Below are 12,809 nucleotides of genomic sequence, written 5' to 3' on the forward strand. Positions count from 1 at the left end.
AAAACTCTCGGATTTGTGGTACATTGACTTTGAGTTCCATCATGGCGTTTTCCTCCTGGGTTAGGGTTGCACACTTTATCTTGGTTGGAAAACGCCATTTTTTCAACCCTCAATTTCACACATAATACTTTACACTATCAGCTTTCATGCTACTCAAATACCTGCTTTCTTCATTCCAAAAAATTAATTTCGGAAAAATCCCTTTCTTCTTATTAATTTCCACTTGACGGGGGCTTTTAAGGTATAATAATAACGTATCCGATAAATTTGATCGGGGATAAATTTGATCGTAATCCTAATTTTTATATAACTATTTGAAATTATTAATAAAACAAATGAATTTTACCACTTGACAGTGAGTGGATTTATTTGGTATTCTGTATGCGATGGTTTTAATCGGGGACTAGAATAGTCGTAGTTAGTAGATTAAAAGGAAAACATGTTAAGGCTTTCTAAAAAAATTGATTATGGACTTCTGGCAATGACCTATATTGCTTTTCACGATAATGAAAGCCGGGTGATTAATACAAAAGAAATTGCTGAGGAGTACAGTATTCCCGGAGAACTTCTGGCAAAGGTGTTACAGCGTTTGGCAAAGAAAGGATTAATCCTAAGCCAAAACGGCCCGAAGGGGGGGTATCAATTAGCAAAAGAACCTGGAAACATTTCGGTGGGGGAAATTGTGAAGGCAATTGAAGGGCCCATCCAAATGATGGAATGTAATCAAGAAGATCACCAGTGTTTGCAAATTGAAAAATGTAGTGTTCGAAGTCCTTTGACCAAAATACAACAAAGCATTTCAAATTTATTGGATAATATCACTCTTGAAGAAATGCGTTGTGATGATATTATCCATTTAACATTTCATGGAGAAGGGGTGAAGTAATGAAGTTACCGATTTTTATGGATAATCATGCGACTACGCCACTCGACCCGAAAGTTTTGGAAGCGATGATGCCTTATTTAACCGATAAATTTGGCAATGCAGCAAGTCGGAATCACTCCTTTGGCTGGGAAGCAGAACAAGCAACGGAAATAGCCCGAAAGCAATTGGCAGATTTGATTCATGCTGATTCAAAAGAAATCATTTTTACAAGCGGTGCCACCGAATCCGATAATTTAGCCCTTAAGGGTGTAGCCGAAATGTATCGGGAAAAGGGAGATCATATCATTACCAGTACCACCGAGCATAGAGCCATTTTGGACTCCGCAAAGAGACTTGAGAAACAGGGTTACCAAGTCACCTATTTACCCGTTGATAAAAATGGGGTGGTTCTTCCGGAAGAAGTGAAAAAAGCAATAACGGATAAGACCATCCTTATCTCTATCATGCTGGCCAACAATGAAATCGGAACCATCAACCCCATTGCAGAAATTGGTAAAATTGCGAAAGAAAAGGGTATCCTTTTTCATTGTGATGCCACACAGGGCGTGGGAAAGATACCTGTACATGTAGGCGAAATGGGGATTGATCTCCTATCTTTTTCAGCCCACAAAATTTATGGCCCAAAAGGGGTTGGGGCGCTGTTTGTAAGACGCAGAAACCCTCGAGTCCGGTTGGCTCCCCAAATGGACGGGGGAGGACATGAAAGGGGGATGCGCTCCGGGACCTTAAATATTCCGGGTATTGTCGGGTTTGGAAAAGCCTGTGAGATTGCGGGGCAAATCATGGAGGCAGAAGGTAAGCAAATGGCGTATCTTAGAGATAAGCTTAAAGAAGGAATTTTAAAAAATCTTGATGAAGTTTATCTCAACGGTCATCCAGTCAATCATTTGCCTAACAATTTAAATTTAAGTTTTGCTTATGTAGAGGGGGAAGCCCTTTTGATGGGTTTAAAAGAGATAGCCCTCTCTTCTGGATCGGCATGTACCTCGGCCACATTGGAACCTTCTTATGTTTTAAGGGCTCTGGGTGTAGGGGCTGACCTTGCCCATTCTTCGATCCGTTTTGGATTGGGACGGTTTAACACCGAACAAGAAGTAGATTACGTGGTGCAGCGAGTGACTGAAACGGTTAATAAATTACGGGAAATGTCTCCTCTTTATGAGTTGGCGAAGGAGGGAGTCGATTTAAAATCCGTTCAGTGGAGTCAACACTAAACATGACAATAGTCCTAAAAGACCATAAAATTTGAAAATTGGGGGGGTGAATTAAAATGGCTTACAGCGATAAAGTAATTGAACATTATAACAACCCGCGAAATGTGGGGAGCCTGGATAAAAATACCAAAGGGGTTGGAACGGGTATTGTTGGGGCACCCGAGTGCGGGGATGTCATGAAATTGCAAATCAAGGTTAATGATCAAGGGGTCATTGAAGATGCCAAGTTCAAAACCTTTGGTTGTGGCAGTGCCATTGCTAGTTCCAGCTTGGCCACTGAGTGGATGAAAGGTAAATCAATCGAAGAGGCAAAAGCCATTAAGAATACGGAAATTGTCAAAGAATTAAACCTTCCGCCTGTAAAAATTCATTGTTCGGTTTTAGCTGAAGATGCCATTAAAGCCGCTCTAGAGGATTATAAAAAGCGTTGGGTTAACTCAGAAGGGGAAAACAAAGGAAAATAAATTGATTTTTCCCCGAAAGATTTAAAAAGGAGGGATAATGATGGAAACAACCACAGGAAAACCACCCGTTAATCTCACGGAAAGTGCTGCCAAAGAAGTGAAGCGTTTAATGCAGGTCCAGGCTCCTGATATGGAAGATGCAGGGTTGAGGATAGCTGTTCGGGGAGGAGGGTGTTCTGGTCTTTCTTACGATATGCGTTTTGATAATAAAATATCAGAGCATGACCAGGTGTATGAGATCCTGGGAACGAAGGTCATCGTGGATTTAAAAAGTGCTCTTTATCTTCAGGGAACGACTCTGGACTATGTGGAAAGCCTTACCGGAGGTGGTCTGAAGTTCATCAATCCAAATGCGAAACAAAGCTGCGGTTGCGGTGAATCCTTTTCTGCCTAACCAGAAAGTGTTTTTTATCTCTTTTCCCAAAAATGGGTTGAGTTAAAAAAATGTTTGTTTCAATGGAAAAAAAGGGCCGTAGAGGCCCTTTTATTTTTTATCTAAAGTGGACCTTCTTTGGCCTTTTCCCCCGAAAAATTGGATAAAACTTTTCCCTTTCGGCTTCTTTGTTTCCTATCTACCGGCAGGGCTGGACAAATTTTTTTTAGAGGTTGGTAAATATGTCCATTCTTCATAAGGGAAAAGAAATGGTTCAGTTAAACTGTTGGCATTGCCAAAAAAAAACCGAAACCCGTTCTTTTTGTGAGCATTGCGGAAAGGTTCAGCCGGTTTCTTTAGATGAGGATTACTTTTCCTTTTTGGGTTTCCCGCGTCTTCTTTCTATCAATCCTCAAGATCTTGAAAAGGCCTTTCATGAATTAAGTCGGAGATTTCATCCTGATTTTTTCCATGGATCGATCGATAATGAAAAGAAATTAAGCCTTGAAAACTCTGTGTTTCTGAATAAGGCCTATCGAACGCTAAAAGATCCAATCGAACGGGCTGAATATTTTTTAACGTTGGAAGGAGAACCTCCTTCAAAAAACCAAAAACAACCTCCTGCGGACCTGTTTGAAGAAATCTTTGAAATTCAGGAGTTGATAGAGGATTTCAGGAAATCAAAGGATGAACCCGATTCCTTAGACAGTGCTTTAAAAGAAAACCTCGAAAAGGAAAAAAGGGACCTGGAAGGCAGGAGAGGCGAGTTGGAAAAGGAACTGGTTGGTCTTTTTCAAAAGTGGGATCTTTTTCACAAAGGGAGCCTTAAAGAAGAACGGATTGAGGAAAAAAAGAAAATTTTTAAGGAAATTCGTGATATTTTATATAACCGGTCCTATTTAAATACAGTGATTCGAGATATTGGGAAAGCACTAGAAACATAGGCGTTTTGATTATGTCAAAAATTGTGGGCATCGATTTAGGAACCACCAATAGTTTGGTTGCCATCATGCAGGATGGAGAACCCCAGGTCATCAAAGGGGCGGGGGGAAAGGCCATTGTTCCTTCCATTATTGCCTTTGATGAAGGGAGGGTTCTGGTGGGAGATCCTGCAAGGAACCGATGGGTTCATCAAGCGGGTCATACCATTTATTCGGTCAAGCGGTTTATGGGAAAGGGCCTTTCGGATCTGGAAAAAGATTTGAAATATCTTCCCTATAAACTTAAAGAACGTGATGGGATCATCCGTTTTTCGGTTGAAGGAAAAGAATATACTCCCCCTGAATTGTCCGCGTTTATCCTAAAAGAACTAAAAAGTCGTGCCGAGAACTTTCTGGGGGAAGAGGTTAAGGAGGCTGTTATCACCGTCCCCGCTTATTTCAACGACAGTCAACGGCAGGCAACAAAAGATGCCGGACGGATTGCGGGTTTAGAGGTTTTGAGAATTGTGAATGAACCCACTGCTGCCTCCCTGGCCTATGGATTGGACCAAAAAAAGAAGGGAACCGTTGCTGTATATGACTTGGGAGGGGGAACATTTGATATTTCCCTTTTAAAGATTAAAGAAGGAATATTTGAAGTTTTGTCCACAAACGGGGACACCCATTTGGGAGGGGATGACATTGACAACGCCCTTCTTTCCTTTGTATTTCAGGAAATCAAAGAAAAGTTTTCAGTTGGGGTGGCGTCTTTTCCCGAATTACTGCAGCTTTCCCGTGAAAGAGTTGAAAAAATAAAATGTGATCTTTCCAATCAGGAAGAGAGTGAGTTGGTATTGCCTCTCCCCGAGGGAAAAGGTCATTATCAACGGCAGTTTACCCGGAAGGAAATGGAAAATATTATTCAACCCATTGTTGAGAGAACCTTAGGCCCTTGCCTTCAAGCCCTTAAAGATGCGAGCCTTTCCCCTAAGGATGTGGATGTGGTGGTATTGGTGGGGGGATCGACGCGAATCCCAATGGTACGACGAGTTGTGGGGGAAACCTTTGAAAGGGTTCCCCACACGGAATTAAACCCGGATGAAGTGGTTGCCTTGGGGGCCGCCGTTCAAGCAGATATTTTAAGCGGGGGAACCCGTAATATGCTGTTGTTGGATGTGACCCCACTTTCATTGGGAATTGAAACCTTCGGGGGGGTTATGAGTCCTTTGATATACCGAAATACCACAATCCCCACCAGTGCAAAAGAAACATTTACGACCTATATTGAAAACCAAACGGGTGTCGAAATTCATGTGCTTCAGGGAGAGAGAGAATTGGTAAAAGATAACCGAAGTCTGGCCCGGTTTACCTTAAAAGGGATTGAACCTTCTCCCGCCGGGGTACCGAGGGTTGAGGTGACCTTTTTGTTGGATGCCAATGGCATCATGAGCGTGACAGCGGTTGATCAAAAGACGGGAAAGGAAAGTGGCATAGAAGTGAAACCCTCCTATGGGTTGAATGAGGCCGATGTTCAACAGATGGTGAACGATTCTTTTAAATATGCTGAGCAGGATTTTAAAGAACGGATGCTGGTGGAAGCGAAGACCGAAGCAGAAACCATTCTGCATCACACCGAGAAGGCTTTAAAAGAGGGAGACCCTCTCCTTAATCCTTCAGAAAAAGAGGTCATTTCCCAAGCCGTTACTACATTAAAAAACGCATTGGCTAATGAGGATCAAAAACAAATACGGGAGAAAATCCAAAACCTGGATGAAGTAACCTCTCCATTTGCTAAACGCCTTTTGGATCATCGGTTGGGGGAAAGTCTGAAAAGCCGGAGTTTAAAAGAATTACCCAGTGATTAAAATATTGACCCCCGCTAACCCTTAATAAAACCTGGGTGTAATGAGTAGAAGCATTCGGGTTCCCTTCCATGTCCAAGGAAAAGAAAACATATAAAATTACCTTTCTTCCAGTAAACCGTACCGTGGAAACGGAGGAAGAGAGATCGGTCTTAGATTTGGCTTTGGATCATCATATTGAACTGGAGCACAACTGTGGAGGAAATTGCGCTTGTGCCACTTGCCATGTCATTGTCAAACAAGGAATGGAATTTCTTTCTCCCAAAACAGAAGAAGAAGAGGATCAATTGGAAGATGCAGATGGCCTCACCCTGGACTCCCGATTGGCCTGCCAAGCCATTGTAAAAGGGGATGTGGTGGTGGAAATTCCAAGTGAGAACAAATTTTAGAAACCCTATAGAGATGAGGTAAAGGCCATGAAGATTGGGTGGAGTGACACTGAAGAAATCGCCTTTCAATTAATGGAAAAATATCCAGATCTGGATCCCCTGACAGTCCGTTTTACGGATCTTCATAAATGGGTTACCGAATTGCCCTCTTTTGAAGACGACCCTAAGAAATCCAATGAAAAGATTCTTGAAGGGATTCAAATGGCCTGGCATGAAGAATTTCAGAACGAACAGGGGGCCTGATCCAAAAATCCTTGGAGAGGGTTACCATACCACGAGGGAATCCGTTGAAAATATAAAATCCAGCATTTCTTTATAGGTTATGGAATTATCCAAAGCCTCGAAAGATCTGCCGGGCTTTTCCGACAAAATGTGGGCTTTAATGGGGGGAGGAACCCTCACCTGGGAGGCCTCTTGGATCAAAATAAGGGTCGGTTCCGCTTCCTGAGTTTTTATTTGTTCCAATATGAATTCAAAAACATCTTTTGCATCGGATCTGTTTTTAACAATAAATAACGTTTTCTTCAATTTTTGGCCTGCCTCTTCTAAAAAACAAAAATCCGGTCGGTTTGAGCCAACCGTCTGCTCATTTCCTCGGTGGATAGTCCTTTCAGCTCAAAATGATGTCCATCAGTGTTAATTTCTTTGAGCGAACCTTCTTCAATATAAATGGGGATTTTCCACTCTTCTAAAATAGGAAGATACCGTTCAACTGTTTCAAGGTCTTCTAGGTCCTCCGTTTCAAAATTAAGCAGGTGAATGGCTTTCCCCATCAGAATAATGGAAAGAGGGTTTTTGTTCGTCCCCAGACCCACCGCCATTCGAATGGCCTCTGAAGGGCGAAGGCTTTTCCTGGGATCGGTTTTGATTAAAAATAAAATAGAAAAAGGCATAGGGTTAATTAAAAGATATAAAACGGTCACATGTATTAACTAATTCAGACAGTACGACCAGTCCGCAATAGGTAAACCGGGAGTCCCTGGGAATACCCCTGCGTTGGCAGCTATAGGCGCAAACAAAGAGTTTAACTCCTTTTTGAGAAAGGTCGAAGAAGGCCTGATTTTGTATGTTGGTTACCCCTTCATCAATCAGGTAGAGGTAAACCCCAACCTTTTGGGAAAGGGCTTCCTGAATCAACCCAAGTGTGGTTTGGGAATTGGGATGCCTTTGGTCCGTTGAAAGGAGAAGGCCTAATTTTTTACCAGCCAAAGAAGTGTTTTCCATATTCCTGAAAATTCTGTCTATTTATTTTTAATAAAAATTTGGAAGACCAATTTAACATGTTCCAAAGTTTATTGTCAATTTGCCCAAGTTTTAATAAACCCCGTTTGTCGACGTGGCCCGGTAAATGATAAACCTTTTTTCTAAGTTTTATTCGGCTTAACGCTCCAAAGAAGTGCTTTGTCATTCCCCGAAACTTGTCCCCGTATGCTTTAAGCGGGGTGTGGGAATCCGGGGATATTTCCTATAGTGGACTTTCACCTACGCGGGAGTTATCATTTAGATGCTTAGGACCAAGCTTCGAAAGAGGTTTTTTTTTAAATATTGGAATTGGTTCGATCCTTGACATTGAGATAAAGGGTTCCTTACTATTTTCCTCGGGAATAAAAAAGAGCGTAACCCATGAAAAAAGTTTATTTTGACCATATATCAAACACACCGGTCCTCCCCGATGTCATAGAGGCCATGCTTCCTTATTTTTCAAAGGCCTTCGGTAATCCCCAAAGTCAACATGGTTGGGGAAAAGAGGCCTCCTCTGCCATTGAACACGCAAGGGAAAGTGTTTCCAAATTAATTAATGCAAAGTCAGAAGAAATATTTTTTACTGGGTCTGCTACGGAATCAAACAATTTAGCCTTGAAGGGGGTTGTGCAGGCATTGAAAAATCGGGGGCGGCATATCATCAGCACTCCCATTGAACATCTATCCATCTTACACCCTTTAAAGTCCTTGCAAAAAGAAGGGGTTGAGGTGACGTTTCTTCCGGTAGATCATCAGGGGGTGATCAGCCCTGAGGATGTGAAAAAGTCCATTCGGGAGGATACCATATTGGTTTCGATCATCCACGGAAATAATGAGATTGGAACCATAGAGCCCATTGAACAGATTTCAAAAATAACTCGGGGTCGAGGGGTTTATTTGCATACGGATGCCTCCGCCACCATGGGGTTGATATCACTAGATGTTGAAGCTCTGGGTGTGGATCTTTTAACCGGATCGTCCCAAACCCTTTATGGGCCAAAAGGAGTCGGGGTTTTGTATATGAGGCGAGGGACCCGGGTCCGGCCAATAATTGAGGGGGGAACCCAGGAGCATGGAAAACGGTCCGGAACGGAAAATGTTCCAGCCATTGTGGGATTTGGGAAGGCGGCAGAATTAGCCCAAAAAGATATGGATAGTCGTTTGGAGGTTTTGGTTCGCTTGAGAGATCGGATAAAATTGGAAATAGAGCGAAAAGTTGAAGCTTTGGTCTCTACCGGGTCATGGGTTCACCGGCTTCCCCATCATTGCAGCTGGTGTGTGAAATTAATTGAGGGGGCAACGTTATTGTCCACCTTGGGAGAAATTGGAATTGGAGCCTCAAGTGGTTCTGCCTGTTCTTCCCAGGCGTTAAGGCCTTCTGGTGTGTTGTCTGCTATTGGCATTCCTGAAGACTTATCTAAAAGCTCTCTGGTTTTGAGTGTGGGAATTGGAAATACGGATGAAGAGGTTGATTTTTTGGTGAAGGAGTTCCCTCCGCTTGTGAAAAAGTTAAGGGAAATGTCTCCCGATTATCGGGAGATGAAGAGGTAGGAAAAAAATATGATGAAAATGAAAAAGCCAAAGAAAAGGAAGGGAAAAGGTTAAACGCATGGAAGCGGATATGACGTTAGATGCCATGGGGCTTTTTTGCCCGATGCCGATTGTTTTGACCGCAAAAAAAATTAAAGAACTAAAAATTGGTCAAATTTTAGAGGTTTTAAATGATGATGAAGGAATAATTAAAGATATGCCTGCCTGGTGTAAAAATACCGGAAATGAGTTTATAGAATTGGTAGAGGAAGAAGGATCTTATCGTATTTATGTTAAAAAGTTAGTTGAATAAAAAATTATTACAAAATGAAAAAATCCCATTTACTCTTCATTCTAGAGGGTCCTTTCGAATGATCTAGGTGCAAAATCCGGGGAGGCGAAATCCTTTTTAGAAAGAAAGGAAATAAAAGAAAAATAAACATCCATGGGATCTCAAAATCTTTGGGGACCGGGCTCCATGGGGGGTCGATTCCCCCTCTGGCCCCAAACTTTACCTTTAAAATTTTCCTTTCAGAAATTAGGCAAAAATTGAATTTCTAGAACTTTTGTTTCCATTTCCCATTTAAAACCATTATGTTTTCTCTCTTCCTTTTTTCCTAATTACCACGCCTCTGGTTTCCCGTTTGCGCGGGAATGACGGGATTGGAACTTAAAAATTAAAAACGGAGGGATACCGGATCTTAAAATCCCCCTAACCCCCTTTGCTCAAGGGGGAAAATAAACCTGGATTTCCGCTCCCTGCTTAAAGCTTACGGGGACTGGCTTCGCGGGAATGACGAAATTTACCCCCTCCCTTCCATGATGAGTTTTTTTACTTGAAATCAGCCAGGAGGCTCATTCTTGTTTCGGGGGTTAGGGTGGTGGATTTTTGATAGTAGGGATGGTTGATCACCAATTGAACCGGGATCTCCATTTTTGAGAATAAATCCTGCTGTTCCTTCGTGAACGAAAATTTTACATAATGAACGGAGCTGATTTTTTCCTCATTGCTTCTCCCTTCCTCAAAGGTTGCGGAAATGGTTCCTTGATCACCCATTTGAAAAAAAAGGACGTTTTCTCGGTCTAACCCTTGTAACTTATCCAGTGTTTTTTTTATTTTTTCTTGGTCAGTGATTTCGATAAAGAGAGTAGCGCTGAGTTCGTTTTCATCGGGAATTAAAGGGTTAAAAGTATCGATTTCCCCCTGGATTTTAGTATCGTCGTAAATATGTTCTGCGCGCATCATTTCCTGAATCTGGAAAATAACGGTTTCCCTGTTTTCAAAAACCATAGAGATCAAATCTCCGATTTGCAGACGACGAGCCTTTTTGATTTGGATAATTTGCTCCCTCATCTCATTTCGAATCCCCTCATATTCTGAGAGAGGATGGATATCACCCAATTGAAGCTTTCTCATTTCTTCCTCCGTTAATGCGATCCAGGCCATAGGCCTGATGGATGACCTGGATGGGATGCAGGCTTTTTTTACCGGTACCTTGTTCCATTTGCAGGCCCGATAGCGGGCAATCGGTGCAGACAATATCCGGGGGTTCTTCCTGGACATTTTTAAAGAGTGTATCCCCGATTTTAAGGGATAAATCAAAATATTCCTTTTTAACACTCCAGGTCCCATCATGGCCGGAGCACCGTTCGGAGATATTAACCGATGCACCGGTTAATTTCATCAAGTCCCGGGATTTATACCCAATGTTTTGGTCCCTAAGATGGCAAGGGATCTGATAAAAGATTTTCCCAGGGTTTTGTTTAAAGTTGGTATCCAACTTCCCTTGGTCGTTTAGTTTCATTAAATATTCACAAAGGTCGTAGGTGTTGGAGGCCACCAATTGGGAGTCTTCCCCCGGAAAAAGGGTGGTATATTCTTTTTTGAGCATTAGACTGCAGGTCGGCATAGGCACGACAATTTTCATTCCTTGGGAGATGGAGGCTTTTAAAGACTGAATATTAAACCAAGCCTTTTTCCGTATTTTTTCAAAATCCCCTGTGTCAAAGTATGGCATTCCGCAACAGTTTTGCTCGGGGTATGAAACCTCTACACCATTTTTCTCTAAAACTTCAACCGTTGCAGCTCCAATTTCAGGTTGGTTGTAATTAATGAAACAGGTGGAAAAAAGTGCCACCTTTTCTGCCGGAGGGGATGACGATGATTTGAGATTCTTAAACTGATGAGTGGTAAACCAATCCGGAAAGGTAGTCTGGGAGAATGTGGGAAGAAGCTTTTCCTGATGAATTCCCATTAAGCTGTGTAATATCTTCCGGAAAAAAGAATTTTTCTGACCCCAGTTGACCATAGGGGCAAACAACGAAGACCATTTCCCCAGAAAGTCTGTATTGGCCAAGAGGCGATCCCTAAAGGAGGGAGAGACCGATTTTGCGCGAACCGCCTTTGAGCGGATCATCAAGAGGGGAAAATCCAGATTAAACCGGTGGGGTGGGGTATAGGGACAATGGTTATAACAGAGTTTGCAGTAATAACACAGGTCCACCGTTCGATCAATTTCTTTTGTTTCAAGTTGATCGATTTCTCCATCGCGGGCGTCAATTTTTTTAAAAAGGAAATCAAAGGAAGGGCATAGGTTGAAGCATCTTCTGCATCCGTTACAGATATCAAAGACCTTTAAGGTGTCCTGAAAGAGTACTTCTGGATTTAAGGATTTTTCAAAATCAATGATCTGATTCATAAGAGGTCCTGAACATAGGAATGGAGGAAGTTCAAGGTTTAGCCGGTTGCTGAAAAAGAAATATTTTCTTGTCCAGTTGTTATTCCCGCAAAGCCTGTCCTCCTATCCATTCACCGGGAAAGAGGAATCGGAAAAATTTTTTAAATGAACTGGAACCCCAATTTGACATTCGGGAATGACTGCAAGGGGGTTTCCCGATACCCTGATAATCGATAAAGAAAAGGGTTTGTAGGGTTGGGAAACCCAACCCTACAATCCTAATTTAAAGGTTCAGCCTTTATTTTTTTAGACTGTCTAATGCTTTTTGGAATCGTCCGGCATGAGATTTTTCGGCTCGAGCCAATGTCTCCAACCATTCCGAAATTTCACTAAAACCTTCTTCACGGGCGGTTTTGGCAAACCCCGGGTACATTTCCGTATATTCGTAGGTTTCACCTTCGATGGCCGATTTGAGGTTGAGTTCAGTATCTCCAACCGGGGTTCCGGTAACGGGATCTCCCACCTGGCCTAGGAAATCAAAATGACCAAATGCGTGCCCCGTTTCTCCCTCTGCTGTATCTCTAAAAACCCCAGCCACATCAGGTTGTCCTTCAATATCTGCTTTTCGCGCAAAATAAAGATATCTTCGGTTGGCTTGGGATTCCCCTGCAAACGCCTCTTTTAGGTTTTCCCATGTTTTAGTTCCTTTAAGCGGTTTTTCCATTTTTCTTGACCTCCTTTTTCTATTAGGTTGAGTTGTATCCTCATTGACCAAAGCAATGAAGGCTGAATAAAAAATCTAAAACTAAGATAAAATCAGAAACAAGTCAAATAAAAGTAGGGATAATTTCAATGCCCATTTTTTATTAGCGTTAAATACTATCAAATAGTAATAATTATTAAATGAGAATATAACCTGAAAGTAATTTAATGTCAATAATTTTTTTCTAATTTAAAATTCAATGGGTTAAAAGAAAGTTTTGAGAATGAGGGATAGAGTGGTTTTTTTTTTTGGAAAATGAAGAAGGACTATAAAACTACCCTTATAGAAGTAAACGGAATTGAAGGGTTATCTTGGTTTTGCTCAGTTTGGGTAAAGTTTTCTTAAACCAAAATTACCTAGCCTAAAATAGGCCGGCTGGAGCATGTCCGGAGGCGGCCATAAAAAAGAGCATTGGAATAGAGAGCATTGTGTTTGTCCTGGAGGCCAAAAGGGCCACGCGACCTGCCTTTGCCTTTTCTTCAGGGGTG

Annotated in this window: 16 protein-coding genes; 10 read left to right on the top strand and 6 right to left on the bottom strand. The window is 42.0% G+C overall.

All coding sequences use genetic code 11. The annotated features are described in order from the left end of the window. The first annotated feature begins 439 nt into the window (after positions 1-439). The 8 genes from VGB26_11015 to iscX all read left to right on the top strand — a co-directional run bounded on the left by VGB26_11015 (position 440) and on the right by iscX (position 6,351). A complete protein-coding gene (locus tag VGB26_11015; GenBank protein HEX9758310.1) occupies positions 440-886 on the top strand; it encodes an Rrf2 family transcriptional regulator in 447 nt (148 codons plus the stop codon). Further along, complete coding sequence (locus tag VGB26_11020) at positions 886-2,100, top strand: IscS subfamily cysteine desulfurase (GenBank protein ID HEX9758311.1); 1,215 nt, start codon at positions 886-888, stop codon at positions 2,098-2,100. The genes VGB26_11015 and VGB26_11020 overlap by 1 nt, the downstream gene beginning before the upstream one ends. Positions 2,101-2,156: 56 nt before the next feature. After that, positions 2,157-2,564 (top strand): Fe-S cluster assembly scaffold IscU, encoded by a 408-nt coding sequence (iscU, locus tag VGB26_11025; protein HEX9758312.1) that lies wholly within the window; start codon positions 2,157-2,159, stop codon positions 2,562-2,564. A 37-nt stretch (positions 2,565-2,601) separates the two neighbouring features. Beyond that, positions 2,602-2,958 (top strand): iron-sulfur cluster assembly accessory protein, encoded by a 357-nt coding sequence (locus VGB26_11030; GenBank protein ID HEX9758313.1) that lies wholly within the window; start codon positions 2,602-2,604, stop codon positions 2,956-2,958. 221 nt (positions 2,959-3,179) lie between these two features. Next, complete coding sequence (hscB, locus tag VGB26_11035) at positions 3,180-3,881, top strand: Fe-S protein assembly co-chaperone HscB (GenBank protein HEX9758314.1); 702 nt, start codon at positions 3,180-3,182, stop codon at positions 3,879-3,881. 11 nt (positions 3,882-3,892) lie between these two features. Next, positions 3,893-5,722: a molecular chaperone DnaK gene (gene dnaK / locus VGB26_11040; GenBank protein ID HEX9758315.1), complete on the top strand. Its 1,830-nt coding sequence runs from the start codon at positions 3,893-3,895 to the stop codon at positions 5,720-5,722. Positions 5,723-5,790: 68 nt separating this feature from the next. Beyond that, complete coding sequence (locus tag VGB26_11045) at positions 5,791-6,108, top strand: 2Fe-2S iron-sulfur cluster-binding protein (GenBank protein HEX9758316.1); 318 nt, start codon at positions 5,791-5,793, stop codon at positions 6,106-6,108. 27 nt (positions 6,109-6,135) lie between these two features. After that, a complete protein-coding gene (gene iscX / locus VGB26_11050; GenBank protein ID HEX9758317.1) occupies positions 6,136-6,351 on the top strand; it encodes a Fe-S cluster assembly protein IscX in 216 nt (71 codons plus the stop codon). 21 nt (positions 6,352-6,372) lie between these two features. Here iscX and VGB26_11055 read toward each other — a convergent pair whose 3' ends face one another. From VGB26_11055 to VGB26_11065, 3 genes are read right to left on the bottom strand one after another with little or no spacing between them, the layout of a single operon-like run. Next, positions 6,373-6,636 (bottom strand): hypothetical protein, encoded by a 264-nt coding sequence (locus tag VGB26_11055; protein ID HEX9758318.1) that lies wholly within the window; start codon positions 6,634-6,636, stop codon positions 6,373-6,375. A gap of 17 nt (positions 6,637-6,653) precedes the next feature. Beyond that, positions 6,654-7,031 (bottom strand): DsrE family protein, encoded by a 378-nt coding sequence (locus tag VGB26_11060; GenBank protein HEX9758319.1) that lies wholly within the window; start codon positions 7,029-7,031, stop codon positions 6,654-6,656. Beyond that, entirely contained in the window at positions 7,006-7,332 is a 327-nt protein-coding gene (locus VGB26_11065; GenBank protein ID HEX9758320.1) for a DsrE family protein, read from the bottom strand. Before VGB26_11065 ends, VGB26_11060 begins: the two co-directional genes overlap by 26 nt. Before the next feature lie 399 nt (positions 7,333-7,731). Here VGB26_11065 and VGB26_11070 point away from each other — a divergent pair, with 399 nt between their 5' ends. Together VGB26_11070 and VGB26_11075 are read left to right on the top strand one after the other, a co-directional pair. Further along, the gene (locus VGB26_11070) at positions 7,732-8,901 is read left to right on the top strand and encodes a cysteine desulfurase family protein (GenBank protein ID HEX9758321.1); all 1,170 of its coding nucleotides are present in this window, start codon (positions 7,732-7,734) and stop codon (positions 8,899-8,901) included. A gap of 58 nt (positions 8,902-8,959) precedes the next feature. Then, a complete protein-coding gene (locus VGB26_11075; GenBank protein HEX9758322.1) occupies positions 8,960-9,193 on the top strand; it encodes a sulfurtransferase TusA family protein in 234 nt (77 codons plus the stop codon). Between the two features lie 519 nt (positions 9,194-9,712). On the opposite strand, the gene VGB26_11080 is transcribed toward VGB26_11075, so the two are convergent. From VGB26_11080 to VGB26_11090, 3 genes are all read right to left on the bottom strand, one after another. Beyond that, complete coding sequence (locus VGB26_11080; protein ID HEX9758323.1) at positions 9,713-10,297, bottom strand: DUF3501 family protein; 585 nt, start codon at positions 10,295-10,297, stop codon at positions 9,713-9,715. Further along, the gene (locus tag VGB26_11085) at positions 10,275-11,579 is read right to left on the bottom strand and encodes an anaerobic glycerol-3-phosphate dehydrogenase subunit C (protein HEX9758324.1); all 1,305 of its coding nucleotides are present in this window, start codon (positions 11,577-11,579) and stop codon (positions 10,275-10,277) included. The genes VGB26_11080 and VGB26_11085 overlap by 23 nt, the downstream gene beginning before the upstream one ends. 277 nt (positions 11,580-11,856) lie before the next feature. Then, positions 11,857-12,282 (bottom strand): rubrerythrin family protein, encoded by a 426-nt coding sequence (locus VGB26_11090; protein ID HEX9758325.1) that lies wholly within the window; start codon positions 12,280-12,282, stop codon positions 11,857-11,859. Positions 12,283-12,809 lie beyond the last annotated feature (527 nt).

Source organism: Nitrospiria bacterium (genome assembly GCA_036397255.1).
In the GTDB taxonomy this organism is placed as follows: Bacteria; Nitrospirota; Nitrospiria; order DASWJH01; family DASWJH01; genus DASWJH01.

Excerpts from the sequence above, each read along its gene's own strand:
- VGB26_11015 (HEX9758310.1), top strand. The coding sequence starts at position 440 with ATGTTAAGGCTTTCTAAAAAAATTGATTATGGACTTCTGGCAATGACC.
- VGB26_11020 (HEX9758311.1), top strand. The coding sequence starts at position 886 with ATGAAGTTACCGATTTTTATGGATAATCATGCGACTACGCCACTCGAC.
- iscU (HEX9758312.1), top strand. The coding sequence starts at position 2,157 with ATGGCTTACAGCGATAAAGTAATTGAACATTATAACAACCCGCGAAAT.
- VGB26_11030 (HEX9758313.1), top strand. The coding sequence starts at position 2,602 with ATGATGGAAACAACCACAGGAAAACCACCCGTTAATCTCACGGAAAGT.
- hscB (HEX9758314.1), top strand. The coding sequence starts at position 3,180 with ATGTCCATTCTTCATAAGGGAAAAGAAATGGTTCAGTTAAACTGTTGG.
- dnaK (HEX9758315.1), top strand. The coding sequence starts at position 3,893 with ATGTCAAAAATTGTGGGCATCGATTTAGGAACCACCAATAGTTTGGTT.
- VGB26_11045 (HEX9758316.1), top strand. The coding sequence starts at position 5,791 with ATGTCCAAGGAAAAGAAAACATATAAAATTACCTTTCTTCCAGTAAAC.
- iscX (HEX9758317.1), top strand. The coding sequence starts at position 6,136 with ATGAAGATTGGGTGGAGTGACACTGAAGAAATCGCCTTTCAATTAATG.
- VGB26_11065 (HEX9758320.1), bottom strand. The coding sequence starts at position 7,332 with ATGGAAAACACTTCTTTGGCTGGTAAAAAATTAGGCCTTCTCCTTTCA.
- VGB26_11070 (HEX9758321.1), top strand. The coding sequence starts at position 7,732 with ATGAAAAAAGTTTATTTTGACCATATATCAAACACACCGGTCCTCCCC.
- VGB26_11075 (HEX9758322.1), top strand. The coding sequence starts at position 8,960 with ATGGAAGCGGATATGACGTTAGATGCCATGGGGCTTTTTTGCCCGATG.
- VGB26_11080 (HEX9758323.1), bottom strand. The coding sequence starts at position 10,297 with ATGAGAAAGCTTCAATTGGGTGATATCCATCCTCTCTCAGAATATGAG.
- VGB26_11085 (HEX9758324.1), bottom strand. The coding sequence starts at position 11,579 with ATGAATCAGATCATTGATTTTGAAAAATCCTTAAATCCAGAAGTACTC.
- VGB26_11090 (HEX9758325.1), bottom strand. The coding sequence starts at position 12,282 with ATGGAAAAACCGCTTAAAGGAACTAAAACATGGGAAAACCTAAAAGAG.